This window comes from Streptomyces sp. NPDC053079 (assembly GCF_044546695.1).
Taxonomy (GTDB): domain Bacteria; phylum Actinomycetota; class Actinomycetes; order Streptomycetales; family Streptomycetaceae; genus Streptomyces.
The window spans coordinates 767,675-785,106 of record NZ_JBITZJ010000001.1 but is presented as its reverse complement, the minus strand read 5'-3'; the positions used below and the strand labels follow the sequence as shown (position 1 = coordinate 785,106).

Below are 17,432 nucleotides of genomic sequence, written 5' to 3'. Positions count from 1 at the left end.
TGGTCGGGTTGGGGCGAGCGCATGCTTGCACCCGATGCCGCGCGAGATGAAATCCCTTCACTAATGAGTGAAGACAGTCGGATAATTCCCCGATATTCGAACGCATTTATATGGACGAAAAGGGGAGTGCCCGTACCGGTGTAGTACGGGCACTCCCCCGCTCGCGTTCCGCGCAAACCCGCGGTGGCGCCGGGCTCAGGCCGAGCAGATGCCGCGCGCGTGGTCGAACGTGGCGGCTGCCTGCGAGTACGTCCAGGCGGGATCGAGCAGCTTGGCCTCGAGCTGCTTGGCGGCTTCCGGGCTCTCCACGATGTAGCCGAAGTCCTGCAGCCACGAGGGGTAGAGGTTCTTGGAGCCGATGTAGAAGGCGGAGCTGTCCACGGACACCATCTTGTGGTGCAGCGCGTACGGCTTGCCGTCGGCCCAGGTGGCGCCCGGCGAGCTGCGGAAGGTGGCGAGCTGGAGGGTGGAGCACATCGCGGCCTTGGCCTTCTGCTGGTCGCCGGTGACCAGGGCGAGGCGGCCGCGGAGGGTGTCGCTGATCTCCGCCAGGGACTTGATCTGCGAGTAGCCGCCGCTGCCGACCGCGCCGCGGTTGGCGGGGTCGCTGACGACGATGCGGACCTTCACGCCGGCCGCCATCTTCGCCGCGAGGGCGTCGTAGAGGCGGATGTCGTAGCGGGCGATGGGCGGGCAGGTGGCGTTGAGGTCCTGCTGGGAGATCACGATCTGGCGGTCCGCGCTGGCCACCAGGGCCCGCAGGGCGCTCTCCTCGGGGTTGACCGTGTCGTAGTCACGGTCGGCGTTGGTCTTGTCGGGCAGGCCGACGACGCACTTGGTGTCCGGGGCAGTCGGCAGCTGCGGGGTGAACTTCGAGGCGGGGTCGGAGTCCTTGATGCCCACGCCGAGTCCGCCGACGGCGATCACGGGGACGTCGCCCGTCGGGGCGGCGGGGGTGGGGTTGGCGTCCTTCTCCATCGTGGGCATGCACTCGCCGCCCGAGCCGGCGAACCAGACGCTGGCGATGTTGCTCTTGTTCCGGCACGTCCAGGTCCAGAGCGTGTCCAGGTAGCGTCCCGCGGTGCTCGCGGCCGGGCCGGTGAGGGCCATGTCGACGTCCGTCACCGGGTGCGAGGTGTCGAGGTAGTCGCCCTTCCAGCTGTTGATGCCGCCGGTGATGGCCGACTCGCCGTCCACGACGAGGAGCTTGGAGTGGTTCCAGGAGAAGCTGGTCTTCGACGTGGTCATCGACGCGACGTTCAGCGTGATGCCGTCGGCGGCCTTGCCGAGACGGGCCTTGAGGTCGTCCCGGTACTTCGTGGGCAGCACGTTCATGTGGTAGACCGGCGCTGCGCCGACCAGGACGCGTACGCGCAGCTTGCTCCCGGACTCCACCGAGGCCTTGAGACCGGCGGCGATCGCGTCCTGGAACGCTCCGTCGGGGAAGGGCGCGAGGGTGGAGATGTCGACCGTGCGCTTCGCCTTGGAGATGTTCTCCGTCATCTTCGCGAGCAGCCGCTTGGTGCCGGGCCGGTCCGCGCACGTGGCGTCGCCCCAGCAACCGGGGCTCTGCAGGAGCCAGTCGGAGGGGTCTGCGGCGGAGGCGTCCAGCTTGTTCCCGGCGGTGCGCTGCCAGATGTCACCTTCGAGACCGGGCGAGACCTGACGCAGCGTCTTCTCGACGGCGTCGAGATGCGGGGTCGGCGAGGAGCTCGCGAAGGCGGGGGCCGCGGGGAGCGCGGCGAGGACGACGGCCGAGACCGTCGCACTGCGGGTGAGACGGCGTAAACGGCGGAGCCGGTGGCGGAGCAATTGTGCATCCTTAAACGAAGGAACGATTCCGCGAACGGAAGATCAACGCGGAGAAGCTATCAGTTGTCGAACAGTTGAACAGGACACATCGGTCCCCACCGGCGGATTCAGGTCAGCGGCCCCTCCCGGGGGCGCCCTCCGGTCCGCACCGCGCCGTACGTCTCGCGTATGACCCTCCGCCCTGCCACCAGCCCACAGAGGTACGGCAGACCGCCTGATGGATGGACGTCCCGCCCCGCCCCACGGCCATAGCTTCGTGATGAGCTTCTTGATCACATCCGTCAGGAAGACCGGAAGTCCGTCACGACGGAGGCAGACATGTACGGCAAGGCATTTGCCCCCGAGTACCGCGGCGCGCTGGGCGAGCTGTCGGTCAACTCCTCGCTGGAGGAGGTATTGGACAAGGCCGTGGAACAGCGGCGCAGGGCCGAGCTGCGCGGTGTCGCCCTGGAGTCGGCGCACGCGTCGCTGGCCGTCGCCGAGGCCAGCCGCCGCCTGGGCCGGATCGCCGAGGCCGAGCAGGCGTGGAAGGCCAGCTACCGGGCGGCCCGGCAGGCCGGCGACGAGGGTGCGATGGCGTGGGCGGTGTGGAGCGGCGGCACCCTGGCCCGCCAGCGCGGCGACCTCGCCCTGGCGCGGCGGTGGCTGGCCATCGCCGCCGAACTGGCCGAGCGCGGCGGCGACGTCGTCGCCCGCGGCTACTCCCTGGCCGGGCTCGCCGAGACGGGCCGCATCCAGGGCGACTACCGTGCCGTCGGCGAGCTGCACGAGAAGCTGCTGGCCGAGGCCAGACGGCGCGGCGAGGCCCGGCACACGGTGTGGGCGCTGGAGGGCATCGCGCAGATGCACCGCAACACCGGCTCGTACGACACGGCCCTGGCCATGTTCGAGGAAGCCGCCCTGATAGCGGCGCGGGCCGACGACGCCCGCGGCCGGGCGTGGGCGCTGCGCGGCATAGCCGACGTGCTGTCCCTGCGCGGGGAGACCGACCGGGCCCTGGAGCTGCTGGCCGAGGCCGAGCGGGCCTGCCGCGACATGCGGCTCGTCAGCGCACTGGCCTACAACCACAAGATGCGGGGCAACGTGCTCTTCCGCGCCGGCCGCTACGAGGAGGCGCGGGCGACCTACAGCGGGGCCCTGGAGGAGTTCCGCGCGATGGGCGAGCCGCGGGGCACGGCGCTCGCCACGCTCGGCCTGGTCAAGGCCCGGGCCCGCCTGGGGCGCGACGTGGCCGGTACCGCCGCCGACCTCGACGCGCTGCACGCCACGCTCGGCGGCCTGGGCCTGCTGCACGCCCGGGAGATGGTCGACCGGGCGCGGGCCGAGCTCGGGATCGCGCCCGTGCCGGCGGCCTCGGCGCCCTGAGACGGCCGCCGCCTTCGCCGCCGTGCCCACCGCCCCGCATCCCACCGGACGAGAGAAGCCCGCCATGACGTCACAGACCGGCCTGCAGGTGCCCCCGATATCCCCGCACCATGTGCTCGAGCGCTGCCGGGAGCTGGTCGAACCGGCCTTGAGGGAGGCCGTGCGGAGCCTGCACCCCTGGCCGCGGCTGATGGCCTCGTTCTCGCTCGGCTGGTGCGACGCCGAGGGCACGCCGGGCGCCTTCGCCGGCGGCAAGGGACTGCGGCAGGCCCTGGCCGTCGTGGGGGCCGAGGCCGCGGGCGCGCCTGTGGGGGCGGGGGTCGCGGGGGCGGTCGCGGTGGAGCTGGTGCACACCTTCTCGCTGGTGCACGACGACATCATGGACGGCGACGAGCGGCGGCGGCACGGCGCCAGCGCCTGGAAGGCGTTCGGCACGGGCCCCGCGGTGCTGGCCGGCGACGCGTTGTTCGCCCTCGCCGTCGAGACGCTGGCGGCGGCGGACGGCGGGCAGAGCGCGGCGGCCCTGCGGTATCTGGCCGGGGCGCTGCGGGAACTGGTGGCGGGCCAGGCCGACGACCTCCTCTTCGAGGCCCGGCCGTGGACGGGCCCCGAGGCCGTGGGCCTGAAGGAGTACGAGGCCATGGCGGCCGGCAAGACCGGTTCCCTGCTCGGCTGCGCGCTGGCGCTGGGCCCGGTGCTCGGCGGGGCCTCGCCGCTCGTGGTGGACGCGCTCGCGCGGGCGGGCCGGCATCTGGGGGCGGCGTTCCAGGCGGTGGACGACCTGCTGGGGATCTGGGGCGACCCGGGCGCGACGGGCAAGCCGGTCCACGGGGACCTGCTCCGGGGGAAGAAGACCCTGCCGGTGCTCGCTGCCCTGGCCGCGGATTCCCCGGCCGGCCGGCGGCTCGCGGACCTGCTGGGCCCGGCCGTCCCGCTGGACGCCGCGGGCGCGCGCCGCGCGGCCGGGCTCGTCGAGCGGGCCGGGGGCCGGGACGCCGCCCTGGCGCAGGCCCGCCGCCATGCGGCCGCCGCGCGTGAGTGCCTGTACGGGGTGCCGCTGGCACCGCGTGCGACGGACGAACTTCTCGCGCTCACCGGCTTCCTGGTGGAGCGGCGGCTGTGACGGGGGCGGGCCCTGCCGGGCGGGGTGCTCAGGCGGTGCGGTTCACGACGACGCTGCCTGCCGCCTTGTCGTGGAAGCACTGCCGGAAGGGCTTGTCCCAGCAGCAGGACAGCACGTTGATCAGGCCGCCGAGCGGGATGAAGCCGATCAGGAGGTAGACCAGCCACCGGCCGAACGCGGCGCCGAGGGTCAGGTTCTGGCCGTCGGAGAGCCGGGCGACGCGCAGACCGCAGATGCGCTTGCCGAACGTGGCACCGTACTTCCAGGTCAACACCGGCTCGTAGCACAGGACCATGAGGATGCCGGCGATGCCGAGGACGGCGCCGATGGCGGGCGTGGCGCCGGAGGCCTCCATCAGCGCCACGTTGATCAGGCTCACGACGAGCATGGGCACGACCATGAAGATGATGTCGAGAACGCGGGCGCCCAGGCGGGCGCCCTGGTTGGCGAGGGCCTGCTCGGGCGGGCCGGCGGGGCCCATCGGCGGCATGGACGGCGGGTAGTACTGGGGCGGCGGGGCGTTGTAACCGTAGGGGTTCTGGACGCCGGGCTGCTGCTGGTATTGACTCACACAACTGATCCAATAGGAGAGGCGGCCGATCATACAAATCGATGATTGCGCGTCAGATATTCAATTCCGCATCGATGCCCTTTGCAGGTTTATGCGGAGCGTCGGCGGATGACGACGCGGTGCACGGTCGCCGGCCACGGTCCATTTCCTTCCATTCCGGTCGTAGGGCGGCCAGATTGGTCGTACAGAAATACGCCGCCGCCCCGGCCAGGAGCACCGGCATCAGCCCGAGCGATGCCACGGCGGCGCCCGCCAGCAATCCTCCGAGAGGAATGCCGGCCCAGGCGCATGAATCCCCCAGGGCCCGTACGCGGCCCAGGAGTTGACGCGGCACGCGCTCGAAGGAGATCGCGCCCAGGATCGGATTGAGAAAACCCGCGCCGAATCCGGAGAGCGCGAACACCGCCACCACCGCCCACACCGGGGCCCCCGAGGCGAGGATCAGCCAGCGCGGCGCACCGGCCAGCAGGAAACCGGCGAAGAACACCAGCCGGCGCGGCAACCGGTGGGCCACGGCGGCGGCGATGAGGCTGCCGCAGACCGCCGCGATCCCGGCCGTGGCGGCGGTCAGGCCGATCACCGCCGGCCCGCCGCCGCTCTCCCGCGCCCAGACCGGCACCAGCACGGCGTTGAACGCCGCGTCCAGCAGGTTGGTGATGCCCACCATGACGATGATGGTGAGCAGCAGGCGTTCGCCGCGCAGGAACGCGAAGCCCTCGCCGAGGCGCCGCCAGTAGCCGGCCCCTCCCCCGCCGTCGACGGATGCGGCGTCGTCGCCGACGGGCCGGCCCATGCCGCGCGGCAGGACCAGCGCGATGACGACCGACCCGAGGGCGAACGACACGGCGTTGACGACCAGGCCGGTCAGCGGGCCGATGAAGGCCACCAGCGCACCGCCGGCCGCCGGGCCCACCGTGGAGGCCAGGCGCTCGGTGACGCCCGCCAGGCCGGTGGCCCTCTCCAGCGGCACCCGGCTGCGGTCGGCCGCCTCCGGGACCATGATCTCCTTGGCCAGATCGCCGGGGCCGCGCACCGCGCCCACCACCGCGACCAGCGTCAGCAGCAGCCAGAAGGGCAGCACGTGCAGACTGTGCGTCAGCGGGATGAGCAGGACGGCCACCGCGCTGACCAGGTCGGTGCTCCAGGACACGACCCGGGGGCCGACGCGGTCGACGAGCGGGCCCGTGAGGGCCTTGACCAGGACATAGGGGGCCATCTCACAGAAGGCGACCAGTCCGGTGAGAGTGGCGCTGCCGGTGGTGACGAGGACGAACCACGGCAGGGCGATCGCCGAGACGCGCGTACCGGTCACGGACACGGCCGTGGCGGCCAGGACGCCGGCCAGCGGGCGTAGGCGGTGCGGGCCGGTCTTCCGTGCGGTGTCGATCTCGTCGGCTATGCGGCCCGTGGGGTGAGGAGGGGGCGGTCCGTCGCCCGGTCTGTTGCGATCTGCCATGCCCTTGACATTAGACGGCCGTTTCGCGGCCGCAGAAAGCGTTTTTCGGCTAGCTGACGGCCGTGTACGTGCCCAGGGCGATTTCCGCGAAGTGGCGCAACGAGCGCGTACCGGGGGCGAAGTAGTCGCTGTGGCCGTGGGCTCCATCGGACGGGACGAGGCGGGCGCCGAAGTCCGGCGACGTGGGGTCGGCGCCGTGGCCGAGGCCGAAGAGCCGGAGGTGGGGCACCCTGCCGATCCAGTCGGCGGCGTTGCGGCGCGTCGCCCACACCCGGGCCCCGGTGTGCAGCGCGGAAGCCGAGTCGGCGCGCATGCCGGGGCTGCCGAGGGCGACGACGTCGGCGACCTCGGCGCCGTCCAGCCCCCGGGCGGCCAGCCCGCAGACGACCGAGCCGTAGCTGTGGCAGAAGACGGCGGGCGGGGCGGCGGGGGCGAGGGCGGAGAGACCGGCGAGGAAGCGGTCCAGGCGTGCGGCACCCGCTTCGGCGAGGCGGCCGGTGGCGGCGTCGAGGCCGACACCGACCGGGGTGGTGTACCCGGCCCACGCGATCACGGCGGCAGGGGTGTCCGGCGCCTGCCGGGTCATCTCGGCCAGCAGTGAACGTGCCATTCCGGCGGGGGTGCCGAACCGGTCCTTCGTACGGTCGAAGGAGGCCAGGTCGATGTCCGAGCCGGGGACGACGACGGCGGTGCGGCGGGCCGCCGTCCAGTCGCCGTAGACCTCGGCGAGCTGGCCGCGCCCGCGCGGGTCGAAGGCGAGGATCTGCCGGCCCGGCGCCAGCAGCCGCTCGTACCGGCCGGCGAGCTCACCGGCCCGCTCGCGCTCGTGGGCGGGGAGCAGTCGGTCGGCCGCCCGGGCCCGCTCGCGGTCGCGCTCGGCGGTGAGGGCCAGTCTGTTGGCCTCGTACCGCAAGGGTATGGGGGTGCCGTCGAGGTTGCCGACGACCAGCGGGTGACGGGCCGCCAGGTCGTGCCGGCGCGTGTCGTCGAGGGCGGCGAAGAAGCGCGCCACCTCGCGCGGGGTGGCGGTGGCCGGATCCGGCAGCGGGCGGTGCAGGAAGTGGTCCGCGCGCCACGCGGCGGCGCCGGCCGGGGGGCCGGTCACGGCGGTCTGCTCGCCGCCGACGGCCCAGCCGGCGGTGCCCGCCATCACGGTCGTCGTGAGTGCTGCGGCGACCAGTGTGCGCTTGAAGCGGCGCATGCGTGAATTCCCCTCGTCTGCTGCGGTGACGAGGGGAAACGTAGGAAGCAGGTGTGTGGCGCGGCGTCACACCACGGGGCCAACCGAGGGGTGATACCGGGGTATGAGAAGCACCCGGTCCAGGGTCAGGAGGGTTCTACCGTAGGAGAATGATCACTGACGACCGCTCGTACACCATCGCTCCGGGCATCCTGCTGCGCCCGGTGACCACGGACGACGCCGAGGCCCTCGCCCGGGCCTACCGCGCCAACCGCGCGCATCTGCGGCCCTGGGAGCCGCGGCGCGACGAGGCGTTCTTCACCGCCGAGGGACAGGCGGAGCGGCTGCGCGACCTGGTCGGGCTGCGGCGGGCCGGGCGGGCGATGCCCTGGGTGCTGGTGGCCGGTGACGGCGGCGGCGAGGTGGTGGGGGCGATGAACCTGTCCAACATCGTGCAGGGGGCCTTCCGCAGCACCAACCTCGGGTACTGGATCGCCGCCGGCCATACGGGAAAGGGCCTGGCCAGTGCCGCCGTCAGCGCCGTGTGCCAGGACGCCGGCGAACGGCTGGGACTGCACCGGATCGAGGCCGGGACGGTCGTCAGCAACTCCGCTTCCCAGCGGGTGCTGGCCAAGTGCGGCTTCGAACTGATCGGCACGGCTCGGAACTACCTGCACATCGACGGTCAGTGGCGGGACCACCTCCTCTTCCACCGGATCCTCAACGACCGCGACCTGCCTGCCCCTGCCTGACCCGGGCGGAGCCGGCCGGGTCTGCGCGGCGAGGCCGGGCCGGGCCTCGCCGCGCTCCTGCTCCTAGGCCCAGTTCTGGCGCTGCAGCCAGAGGTTGCGCTCGGGTCCGGAGCCCTGGGTGAAGACATAGAGCAGCCCCACCCGGTTCATGATCACCGGACTGACGTGGACGTCCCCGATCTCACCGTCGAGCGACCGGAACTCCTCATAGGCGGCGCCGTTCGCCGACGTCTGCACCGTGACCAGCAGCGTCCTGTCCGCGCCCTTGGCGAGGACGGTGATGCGGCCGTCCTGCCCCAGGCACGCGGTCGGCCGGTCGGTTATCTGCCCCTTGAGCGAGGCCGAGCGCTGCCAGTTGTCGTAGTCGTCGCTCTGTCCCACGCGCCAGGCCGAGCCGTCGGACCCCCGGTAGAAGATGTGCACCCGCGACGCGGCGTCCGCGATCGCCGAGGGGCGGCTGGTCACACCCGTGGTCTGTCGCTGGAACGCGTCCCAGGCGTCGGCTGCGTTCGACGCCTTCTGCTGAATGGTGTGCAGCGTGTCGTCGGCGCCCCTGACGGCCACGACGATCCGTCCGGAGCCGTCGAGAACGGGCGAGGGGGTCGCGAAGATCGCGCCGCCCAGCGAGGCGGGGGCTGTGTACGACTCATAGCTCAGCGCCTGGTTGCGCGTGTACCACAGGGCGCCGTCGGTGCCCCGGAAGAAGATCTGCAGACGGCCGTCGGAGTTGAGCGCGGCGGCCGGGTCGCCCCCGATGTTGGTGACGATGCGCTGCGGCGGGGCGAAGCCGCCGTTGACGACGCCCTGGGTGACCACTTCCAGATGGCCGTCCGGGGTGCGGTAGAAGACGCGGATCCGTCCGTCCCTGCCGCGGATCGCGCTGGGCGCGCCCGCGATCCGCGCGCCTTCGTGCCGCAGCCACGAGGACCAGCCCCGGTCGCGCGTCTCCCATATCGTCCACAGCGAGTTGCCCCCGCCCTGCACGAAGGCCTGGACGCGGTTGTCGGAGTTGAGGGCTGCCGAGGGCTCGCCGTGTACGGAGCCCTGCAGGTTGGTCCAGTTGCCCCATTTGGTGCCGGGAGCGGTGGAGACAGGCATGCAAACTCCTCGATCGTCGATGTGCCGAGTTGTCGCGCCGGGCTCCAACTTAGCCACGCCCGGCAGGAAGGCCACAGAGCGGAATGAGCTGGCGCGATATCGGCCGTGCCGGCGCCGTCAGCGACGGCTGCGGGCCTCGGCCCGCCCGGCGGCGTCCGAGGCCAGGACGAGGGCCACGCCCAGCACCACGAGCACCCCGCCGGCGTATATCTCGTAGCCGTGGAGGAAGCCCAGGTGACGGAGGAGGCCGAAGTCCCGGAACCAGCCGGTGGTGTCGTGGAGGATGCCGGCCAGGCCCTGCAGCGCGAGGAGGACGCCGAGGCCCTCGAAGAGTTTCTTCATGCCGCCATCGTGGTCCGGCCACCCGGCCCCGGTCGTCGGCCGGAGGGCTGTACGGCCGCGACGGAAGGAGCCACGCAGCCGGGTGGCCCGCGTCCAAAGTCTCGGCCTCCCCGACTTTGGTCGACGGTCGCCGCGCGAAGGGCCGGCGGAGGCCGTCCGGTCCGTAGATTGAGGGCATGAGCGGCGGAAAGACGACCGGGGATGCGGGGCGCGCGGCGGGCCAGGAGTACGGGTGGCTGCTGCCGTCCGCCGTCGTGGACCCCGCCGGGAGCGGCGCGGCGGCGGGCCGCTCCCGGCGCACGGTGCGCGACTGGGCCGTCGACATCCTCTGCCTCGCCGTGGCCGCGGTGGTGGGGCTGCTGGCCGCCGAGCCGCTGCGCGCGGATCCGCACACCTCCGCGTCGGTGTTCCTCGCCGATCAGATCCTCGGCGCCCTCGCGGTCACGGCGTTGTGGACGCGCCGGCGGTGGCCCGTGGGGCTGGCCGTGGCGCTGGCGGCGGTGAACGCCGTCTCTCCGCCCTCGGCCGGCGCGATGCTGGTGGCGGTCTTCACCGTCGCCGTCCACCGGCCCTTCAAGGTGACCGCGTCGGTGGGCGCGCTCGCGCTGGTGAGCACCCTGGTCTCGGCCGTCGTGCGCCCCGACCGCGATCTGACGCTCATGGCGTCGGCGGTCATCGGGACGCTGCTGGTGCTGACCCCGATCGGCTGGGGCATGTTCGTACGCTCCCGGCGGCAGTTGCTGCTGTCGCTGCGCGAGCGGGCGCTGCGGGCCGAGGAGGAGGCGGCGCTGCGCGCCGAGCGGGCGCAGCGGCAGGCGCGGGAGCGCATCGCACGGGAGATGCACGACGTGCTGGCGCACCGGCTGTCGCTGCTGTGCGTGCACGCGGGAGCGCTGGAGTTCCGGGCGGACGCCAGCCCCGTGGAGGTGGCGCGGGTCGCGGGGGTGATCCGCGCCAGCGCGCATCAGGCGCTGCAGGAGCTGCGGGACGTGATCGGTGTGCTGCGGGCACCCACCGGTGCCGACGCCGGCGACCCGGGCCGGCCCCAGCCCACGCTCACGGCGCTGGAGGGGCTGGTCGAGGAGTCACGGCAGGCGGGGGCGGCGGTCGTCTTCGAGCAGCGGGTCGCCGATCCGGCGGCCGTGCCGGCCGCGTCGGGCCGCACTGTCTACCGGATCGTGCAGGAGGGTCTGACCAACGCCCGTAAGCACGCGCCCGGTTGTGAGGTCACGGTTGTCGTCGAAGGTTCCCCGGAAAGAGGGCTGACGGTCGAGGTGGGCAACCCCGCAAGCGTGGCGGCGAAGGACGGGGCCCCGACCGTCCCCGGTTCCGGACAAGGCTTGATCGGGCTTGCCGAACGGGCCGCCCTGGCGGGTGGACGGCTGGAACACGGCCCCGCCCCCGGCGGCGGTTTCCTGCTCCGGGGCTGGATACCGTGGCGGCCATGAACGCGTCACCGCCACCGCAGTCTCCCGCAGGATCCGGGGCCCCGCCCGAGGCGCAAGCTCCGCCGATCCGTGTGCTCCTGGTCGACGACGATCCGCTCGTGCGGGCCGGGCTGTCGTTCATGATGGGCGGGCTCGCGGACATCCGGATCGTGGGCGAGGGCGCGGACGGCAGCGAGGTCGGCGCGCTCGTCGACCGGCTCGAGCCCGATGTGGTGCTGATGGACATCCGCATGCCGTCGATGGACGGGCTGGCCGCCACCGAGCGGCTGCGCGGGCGCGACCGGGCCCCGGAGGTGATCGTCCTGACCACCTTCCACGCGGACGAGCTCGTGCTGAGGGCGCTGCGCGCCGGCGCGGCGGGCTATGTGCTCAAGGACACCCCACCCGCCGAGATCGTGGAGGCGGTGCGCCGTGTGGCGGCCGGTGCCCCGGTCCTCTCCCCCACCGTGACCCGCCGGCTCATCGCCCAGGTCACGGAGCGGGGGCAGGACGCCCGCGGCAGCCGGGCGCGGGCCCGGCTGGCCGGGCTGGGCGAGCGGGAGCGGGAGGTCGCGGTGGCCGTGGGCCGCGGGCAGTCCAACGCGGACATCGCCGCCGCGCTGTACATGAGCGTGGCGACGGTCAAGGCGCACGTCTCGCGCATCCTGACCAAGCTCGGTCTGAACAACCGTGTGCAGATCGCCCTGCTCGTCCATGACGCGGGGGAGCTGGACGACGCCGAGGACTGAGCCGCCCGACACCGCACGCCCCACCAGCGGGACCCGTCGTAACCCACGGTAGTGACCCCACAGCACCGGGCATCGCGTTGCCCGATTGCCTGGGAATCTATGCCTCGCCGTGGCACGGCTGTTACACGACCGCAGGGAAACAGGGGGTTGCGGATCATAAGATCGAACTCTTGATCAGCGGGCGATTAAGTGCTAATCGCCCGCTTCCGCGTACTACCGCGCTCACTTGGCGCAGGGGATGGGAGATACGCCTGTGCCAGGGCGAATACCGCGTCGGCGCATGCTCCAAGCGGCCGGTGGCGGCCTGGTCGTCGGAACGGGCGCGGTGGGTGCCTGGCAGTGGCTGGCCCCCGACGCACAGGGGGGCCGCAGCTCCAAGGAGTTCTCGGCGCGGCCGGCGAAGGCCGCGCTCTCCGAGTCGTTCGTCCACATCATGGCCCACGCCGACGACTCCCTGTACTTCATGAACCCGGAGCTGGAGCAGGCCATACGCAGCGGCGCCCCCGCCGTGACCGTCTGCATGACCGGCGGCGAGTCCGACGGCCGCAACGCCCTCAGCCGCAGCCCCGGTTACGCCCAGCTGCCCGAGAAGCGCGCCGAGTTCGTCCGCGCGCGGATCAACGGCCTGCGTGAGGCGACCGCCCACATGGCCACCGGCGACTGGCGCAGCCCGTGGACGGTGGAGAAGACGACGCTCGTGCCCGGCTTCGAGGTCGAGCTGCAGACCCTCAAGGCCGCCCCGCAGGTCCAGCTGATCTTCATGGAGCTCGTCGAGGCGCGGGTGATGCGGGCGCCGCGCAAGGACAGCCTGCGCGGTCTGTGGCTCGGGGCCACCCCGAGCCTCACCACGCTCGTGCCCGCCGCGAGCCCGGTCGAGCGCACCTTCCAGTACAGCCGTCAGCAGGTCGTCGACTCCCTCACGGCCGTGCTGGAGCGCTACCAGCCGACGGTCGTACGGACCCTCGACCCGAACCCCACGCACCTGCCGAAGCAGCCGCACTACGCCGACACCCCGCCCGTCCTGCAGGGCATATCCACCCACGACCACCAGGACCACACGGCCTCCGCCCACTTCGCGCAGGCCGCCCTGGCCCAGTACTGGGGTCGCAAGCACGCACGGCCCACGGCCGTGGACAGCTACGTCGGCTACGAGGTGGCGACGCTGCCCAACAGCCTCGACGCGGCCACCACCGCCCACAAGATCGAGATTCTCGACATCTACGGCTGGGCCGACGGCAGGGACTGCGGCGACCCGGCCGGCTGCGGCGACCGCAAGGTGGGCAACCGCTCGAAGGACACCCGCTGGTCGGACAACCTCCGCCACCGGGCCACCGGAACCCAGCGGTGGGTGCAGCCGCTCACCGACGGCCGGCTCGCGGCCTTCGCGATCCTCGACGGCCAGGCGCAGTGCTGGACCGAGACCAGGGCCGGCAACGGCATCTGGTCCAAGGCCGTACCGGCCGGCGGCTCCATGCTCGAAGGCCAGATCCAGGCCCTGCGCCGCGCCGACGGCACCCTGCGGCTGTTCTCGGTGCGGACCGTCCTGCCGACGCCGGACTCGGCGCACCGGCGCGAGATCGTGACCGCGGCACAGACCGGCGCGACGCCGGGCGGCGCCCCGTCCTTCGGCTCCTGGGAGTCGCTCGGTGCGCCCGATGACGAGCCCGGGCGGTCGATGGAGATGGGTTACCCCGTCGCGGTGGAGGAGCAGGACGGCACCGTCCACGTCTTCGTCAAGAACTGGGCCGGCGGCGTGAGTGTGCGCTCCGGCGCGGGCGGCCGGGACTGGACGGAGTGGGAGGAACTGGCCACCGACGCGGACCGGCCGGTACGGGTGGAGGACGGCCTGGACGCCGTGGTCGACGCCAAGGGCCGCGTCCACGTGGTCGCCGCCGACACCAAGACCGTCCACCACTGGATGTCCGCCGGACCCGGCGCTCCGCTGGAGCCGGCCGGCCCGACCCGGCTGCCCGCCGCCACCGGACCGCTGACCCTGGCCCCGCTCTCCGGCGGGGGCGTGCGCCTGGCCGTGCGCCAGCCGGCCACCGCCCGTGTGGTGATCGCCGACCGGCAGGCGGAGGGCGGCTGGCGGGTCACCGCCCAGAGCCGGTCCATCGCGGGCTACGGCCGGGTCGCGCTGGCCCAGGTGGGCGGCACCACGGTGCTCGCCGCACGCGACGGCAAGGGCATGATGCGGCTGTCCGCCGGCGCGGGCCGCCCGGGCCCCTGGCAGGACGGCGGCGTGCCGCACCGTGGGACGGCCGGCATCGCCCAGGACGCCAAGGGGCGCCCGGTCGTGGTCGTGCTCGGCATGGACGGCCGGCTCAGCAGCGCCCGCGGCAGGGGCACGGGCGCGTCGGCCTTCACGGACTGGGTCGCGCACGACGGCAGCGTCCTGAGCGATCTGCAGACGTCGTAAGCACGTCGGCCGCCGTCCGCCGTCCCCGCCCGGTACGCGACCGGGCGGGGACGGCGGACGCGTTCGTCAGGACGCCGAGACGTCCTGCTGGATGATGCGCTCGATGTTGCGCTCCGCCAGGGCCGTGATGGTCACGAAGGGGTTCACGCCGATGGAGCCCGGGATGAGGGACCCGTCCGTCACATAGAGGTTGCGGTATCCGGAGACCCGGCCGTAGAGGTCCGTGGCCTTGCCGAGGACGCAGCCGCCGAGCGGGTGGTAGCAGAAGTCGTCGGCGAAGTTCTTGAGCTGCTTGCCGAAGAGGTCGTACCGGTACATCGTCGTGTTGGCCTTGTTGATCCGGTCGAAGAGCGACTTGGCGGCGTTGACCGCGGGGGTGTTCTGGTCGCGGGTCCACCGCAGGTTCGCCCGGTCGTTGGCGCTGTCGTACACGAAGGTGCCGCGCTCGGGGTTCTTGGTGATCGCCAGGTAGAGGCTGACCCAGGTCTCCAGGCCGGCCGGCATGGGGGCGATCTCGGCGAAGACGGGGGCGGCGGCGTTGTTCCAGTCGTCGATGCCCAGGGCGGGGATCGACGACTGCTTGGCGCCGGTGGGGTTCCACATGTGGTTGGCGCGGGCCGTCATGATGTTGCCGTTCGGGCCCCAGCCCGCGCCGACCTCGCCGCTGAGGTCGGGCAGCGCGCCGGTCTCGCGGGCGCGCAGCAGGAGTTCGGTGGAGCCGAGGCTGCCGGCGCCGAGGAAGAGATAGGTGCAGGTGATCTGCTTGGTGGCGAGCCGCTTGCCGTAGGCGTCCTTCTCCTCGACCGTCAGGACGTAGGAGCCGTCGCGCTGCCGGCCGATGGCCTTGACCGTGTGCATCGTGCGGATGGTCACCTTGCCGGTGCCCAGGGCCGAGGCGAGGTAGGTCTTGTCGAGGCTGAGCTTGCCGTGGTTGTTGCCGTAGATGACCTCGGTGGCCAGCGCGGACTTCGGCACCTCACCGGCCGCCTCGCGCCGCATGTAGTCGAAGTCGTAGACGTTGGGGACGAAGGTGGTGCCCAGGCCGGCCTTGCCGGCCTGCTCCCGCGAGACGCGGGCGAACTTGTACCACTCCGTGTCCTCGAACCAGCCCTTGTCGATGTGGTTGACCCTGAGCGTGGAGTTGGCGCGCGGGAAGTACCGGTCGTACATCTCGGCGGCGTCGACCCGCGGCAGGACCTCCTCGAAGTACGAGCGCTTGGGTACCACGGCCATGCCGCCGTTGACCAGCGAACCGCCGCCGACGCCGCGTCCGACGTACACGGACATCTGGTCGAAGTTGACCCGGTCCAGGACACCCGCGTACGGGGTGATGTTCTTGTTGACGACGTCGAACCACAGGAACGAGCCGAGCGGGGCCTCGGTACGGCTCTTGAACCAGCTGGAGCGCTCGTCGGGCTTGAGCATGTTGCAGAAGGTGTTGCCGTCCGCTCCCGGCTTGTCCCACTGCTGCCCCATCTCGAGCATCAGCGTCTCGACGCCGGCCTCGCCCAGGCGCAGCGCGGAGACGGCCGCGCCGTAGCCGGTGCCGATGACCACGGCCGGCACGAAGGAGCCGTCGTCCGCCCTGGTGGCGGCGTGCGCACGCGAGGCGGTGCTGATCGTCGTCGCTCCGGTGAGGGCGGCGGCGCTCAGGGCCGCCATGCCCAGCAGGCGGCGGCGCGAGAGGTGCTGGTTCATGACCATGCGGGGATACCTGACCTTTCGGATACTGCTGACGGGCCGCCGGGGGTGCGGCCTTGGTGAAGCGTGGTGGTCTGTGGGGCCGGGCGGGCGGGCCGCCGCTACCAGGCGACCGGCAGCCGCAGGACGCCGTGGACCTGGGCGTCGTGCCGGAGGGGGACCTCCGCGGCCGGTACGGCCAGGCGCAGGCCGGGGAAGCGGTCGAGGAGGGCGGTGAGGCCGGCGCGCAGCGCGATGCGGGCGAGCTGTCCGCCCAGGCACCGGTGGATGCCGTGGCCGAAGGCGAGGTGGCCGGTGGCGTCGCGGGTGACGTCGAGGCGTTCGGGGTCGGGGAACCGCCCGGGGTCGCGGTTGGCGGCGGCGAGGCTGACCACGACGACCTCGCCGGCCCGCACCGTGGTGCCGCAGACGTCGACGTCCTGCCGGGCCGCCCTGGTCGGGCCGTGGTGGACGACGCTCAGATAGCGCAGCAGTTCCTCGACGGCGCCGTCGGTCAGTGAGCGGTCGGCGCGCAGCGCGGCGAGCTGGTCCGGAGCGCCGAGGAGGGCGAAGACGCCGAGGCCGAGCTGGTGGGCGGTGGTCTCGTGGCCGGCGAGCAGCAGCAGGAAGGCCAGCGCGGCCAGTTCCTCGTCGGTGAGGGCGGGGTCGGCGTCGATCAGGCCGCTGAGGACGTCGTCGCCGGGCCGGGCGCGCTTGAGCTCGACGAGCCGGTGGAGGTACGCGCCGAGCGAGGCGAAGGCGGCGGTGATCTCCTCGGCGGAGGTGCCGTGGCCGCTCCAGACGGCCGCGTCGTGCCCGAAGCGCTCCCGGTCGGCGTGCGGCACCCCCAGCAGTTCGCAGATCAGCAGGGCGGGCAGCGGCAGGGCGTAGTGGGCGAGGAGATCGGCCGGGGAGCCCGCGCGCTCCATGGCGTCCAGCAGCTCTCCCGCGGCCTTCTCGGTCCGTTCGGTGAGGCGGCGGACGCGGTGGGCGGTGAACTGGCCGGCGAGCAGGGTGCGGTAGCGCTGGTGCTCGAGGTTCTCCGGCCGGAGGGGCATGCCCGGCGGGGCGGCCGGGAATTCGGCCAGGGTGACGGCGCGCGGCACCGCCGGATGCCCGTTCTCCCCCCGGGCGCCGAACCGGGGGTCGGTTAACACGGCGCGGGCGGTGGAATGCCCGGTGGCGAGCCAGCCGAGGCGGCCGTCGGCGAAACGCAGCCGGGTGAGCGGCTCCTTCGCGCTGGATTCCCGGGCCGGGACCGGCGGGTCGAAAGCGTTCCCGCGAGCAGTGGGGAAGGCCACCGGCACGCCCTGGGTCATGTCCCGCCTTTCAGGGGAGCGCGCCGCCCGGACTCCTCTTCGGCCCTGCCGACGGCACTTCACATACGCACGAGTCGTTCACGGCGCGCCGAGACAACGCTGTCAGCCGCCGGAACGACCGTATGGAGGCGCCGAGAAG

Annotated in this window: 14 protein-coding genes; 6 read left to right on the top strand and 8 right to left on the bottom strand. The window is 72.7% G+C overall.

All coding sequences use genetic code 11. The annotated features are described in order from the left end of the window. Positions 1-195: 195 nt before the first annotated feature. A complete protein-coding gene (locus tag ACIGXW_RS02985) occupies positions 196-1,812 on the bottom strand; it encodes a phospholipase D-like domain-containing protein (protein ID WP_399569156.1) in 1,617 nt (538 codons plus the stop codon). 318 nt (positions 1,813-2,130) lie between these two features. On the opposite strand from ACIGXW_RS02985, the gene ACIGXW_RS02980 reads away from it, so the two are divergent. Together ACIGXW_RS02980 and ACIGXW_RS02975 are read left to right on the top strand one after the other, a co-directional pair. Beyond that, positions 2,131-3,177, top strand: coding sequence for a tetratricopeptide repeat protein (locus ACIGXW_RS02980; RefSeq protein ID WP_399569153.1), 1,047 nt, complete (start codon positions 2,131-2,133; stop codon positions 3,175-3,177). A gap of 64 nt (positions 3,178-3,241) precedes the next feature. After that, positions 3,242-4,300: a polyprenyl synthetase family protein gene (locus ACIGXW_RS02975; protein WP_399569150.1), complete on the top strand. Its 1,059-nt coding sequence runs from the start codon at positions 3,242-3,244 to the stop codon at positions 4,298-4,300. A 28-nt stretch (positions 4,301-4,328) separates the two neighbouring features. On the opposite strand, the gene ACIGXW_RS02970 is transcribed toward ACIGXW_RS02975, so the two are convergent. The 3 genes from ACIGXW_RS02970 to ACIGXW_RS02960 are packed head-to-tail and all read right to left on the bottom strand — an operon-like array spanning position 4,329 to position 7,528. Further along, on the bottom strand, positions 4,329-4,871 hold the full coding sequence (locus tag ACIGXW_RS02970; RefSeq protein WP_177338008.1) for an RDD family protein: 543 nt from the start codon (positions 4,869-4,871) through the stop codon (positions 4,329-4,331). A 52-nt stretch (positions 4,872-4,923) separates the two neighbouring features. Continuing rightward, entirely contained in the window at positions 4,924-6,327 is a 1,404-nt protein-coding gene (locus ACIGXW_RS02965; protein ID WP_399569147.1) for an MFS transporter, read from the bottom strand. Positions 6,328-6,376: 49 nt separating this feature from the next. Continuing rightward, positions 6,377-7,528, bottom strand: coding sequence for an alpha/beta hydrolase (locus tag ACIGXW_RS02960; RefSeq protein ID WP_071963780.1), 1,152 nt, complete (start codon positions 7,526-7,528; stop codon positions 6,377-6,379). Between the two features lie 149 nt (positions 7,529-7,677). Between ACIGXW_RS02960 and ACIGXW_RS02955 the strand changes: the two genes are divergently transcribed. Then, entirely contained in the window at positions 7,678-8,259 is a 582-nt protein-coding gene (locus tag ACIGXW_RS02955; protein ID WP_399569145.1) for a GNAT family N-acetyltransferase, read from the top strand. A gap of 63 nt (positions 8,260-8,322) precedes the next feature. Here the strand turns inward: ACIGXW_RS02955 and ACIGXW_RS02950 are convergent, their stop codons facing one another. Continuing rightward, a complete protein-coding gene (locus ACIGXW_RS02950) occupies positions 8,323-9,357 on the bottom strand; it encodes a hypothetical protein (RefSeq protein ID WP_399569142.1) in 1,035 nt (344 codons plus the stop codon). 117 nt (positions 9,358-9,474) lie between these two features. Next, complete coding sequence (locus tag ACIGXW_RS02945; RefSeq protein WP_071963783.1) at positions 9,475-9,699, bottom strand: hypothetical protein; 225 nt, start codon at positions 9,697-9,699, stop codon at positions 9,475-9,477. 176 nt (positions 9,700-9,875) lie between these two features. On the opposite strand from ACIGXW_RS02945, the gene ACIGXW_RS02940 reads away from it, so the two are divergent. The 3 genes from ACIGXW_RS02940 to ACIGXW_RS02930 all read left to right on the top strand — a co-directional run bounded on the left by ACIGXW_RS02940 (position 9,876) and on the right by ACIGXW_RS02930 (position 14,294). Further along, positions 9,876-11,147 (top strand): sensor histidine kinase, encoded by a 1,272-nt coding sequence (locus ACIGXW_RS02940; RefSeq protein WP_399569139.1) that lies wholly within the window; start codon positions 9,876-9,878, stop codon positions 11,145-11,147. Beyond that, complete coding sequence (locus tag ACIGXW_RS02935) at positions 11,144-11,875, top strand: response regulator (RefSeq protein WP_399569137.1); 732 nt, start codon at positions 11,144-11,146, stop codon at positions 11,873-11,875. Before ACIGXW_RS02940 ends, ACIGXW_RS02935 begins: the two co-directional genes overlap by 4 nt. A 280-nt stretch (positions 11,876-12,155) precedes the next feature. Next, entirely contained in the window at positions 12,156-14,294 is a 2,139-nt protein-coding gene (locus ACIGXW_RS02930; protein ID WP_399569135.1) for a PIG-L family deacetylase, read from the top strand. Positions 14,295-14,360: 66 nt separating this feature from the next. Here ACIGXW_RS02930 and ACIGXW_RS02925 read toward each other — a convergent pair whose 3' ends face one another. Together ACIGXW_RS02925 and ACIGXW_RS02920 are read right to left on the bottom strand one after the other, a co-directional pair. Beyond that, complete coding sequence (locus tag ACIGXW_RS02925) at positions 14,361-15,998, bottom strand: GMC oxidoreductase (protein ID WP_399569133.1); 1,638 nt, start codon at positions 15,996-15,998, stop codon at positions 14,361-14,363. A 98-nt stretch (positions 15,999-16,096) separates the two neighbouring features. Next, positions 16,097-17,293: a cytochrome P450 gene (locus tag ACIGXW_RS02920; RefSeq protein WP_399569130.1), complete on the bottom strand. Its 1,197-nt coding sequence runs from the start codon at positions 17,291-17,293 to the stop codon at positions 16,097-16,099. Between the last annotated feature and the right edge of the window lie 139 nt (positions 17,294-17,432).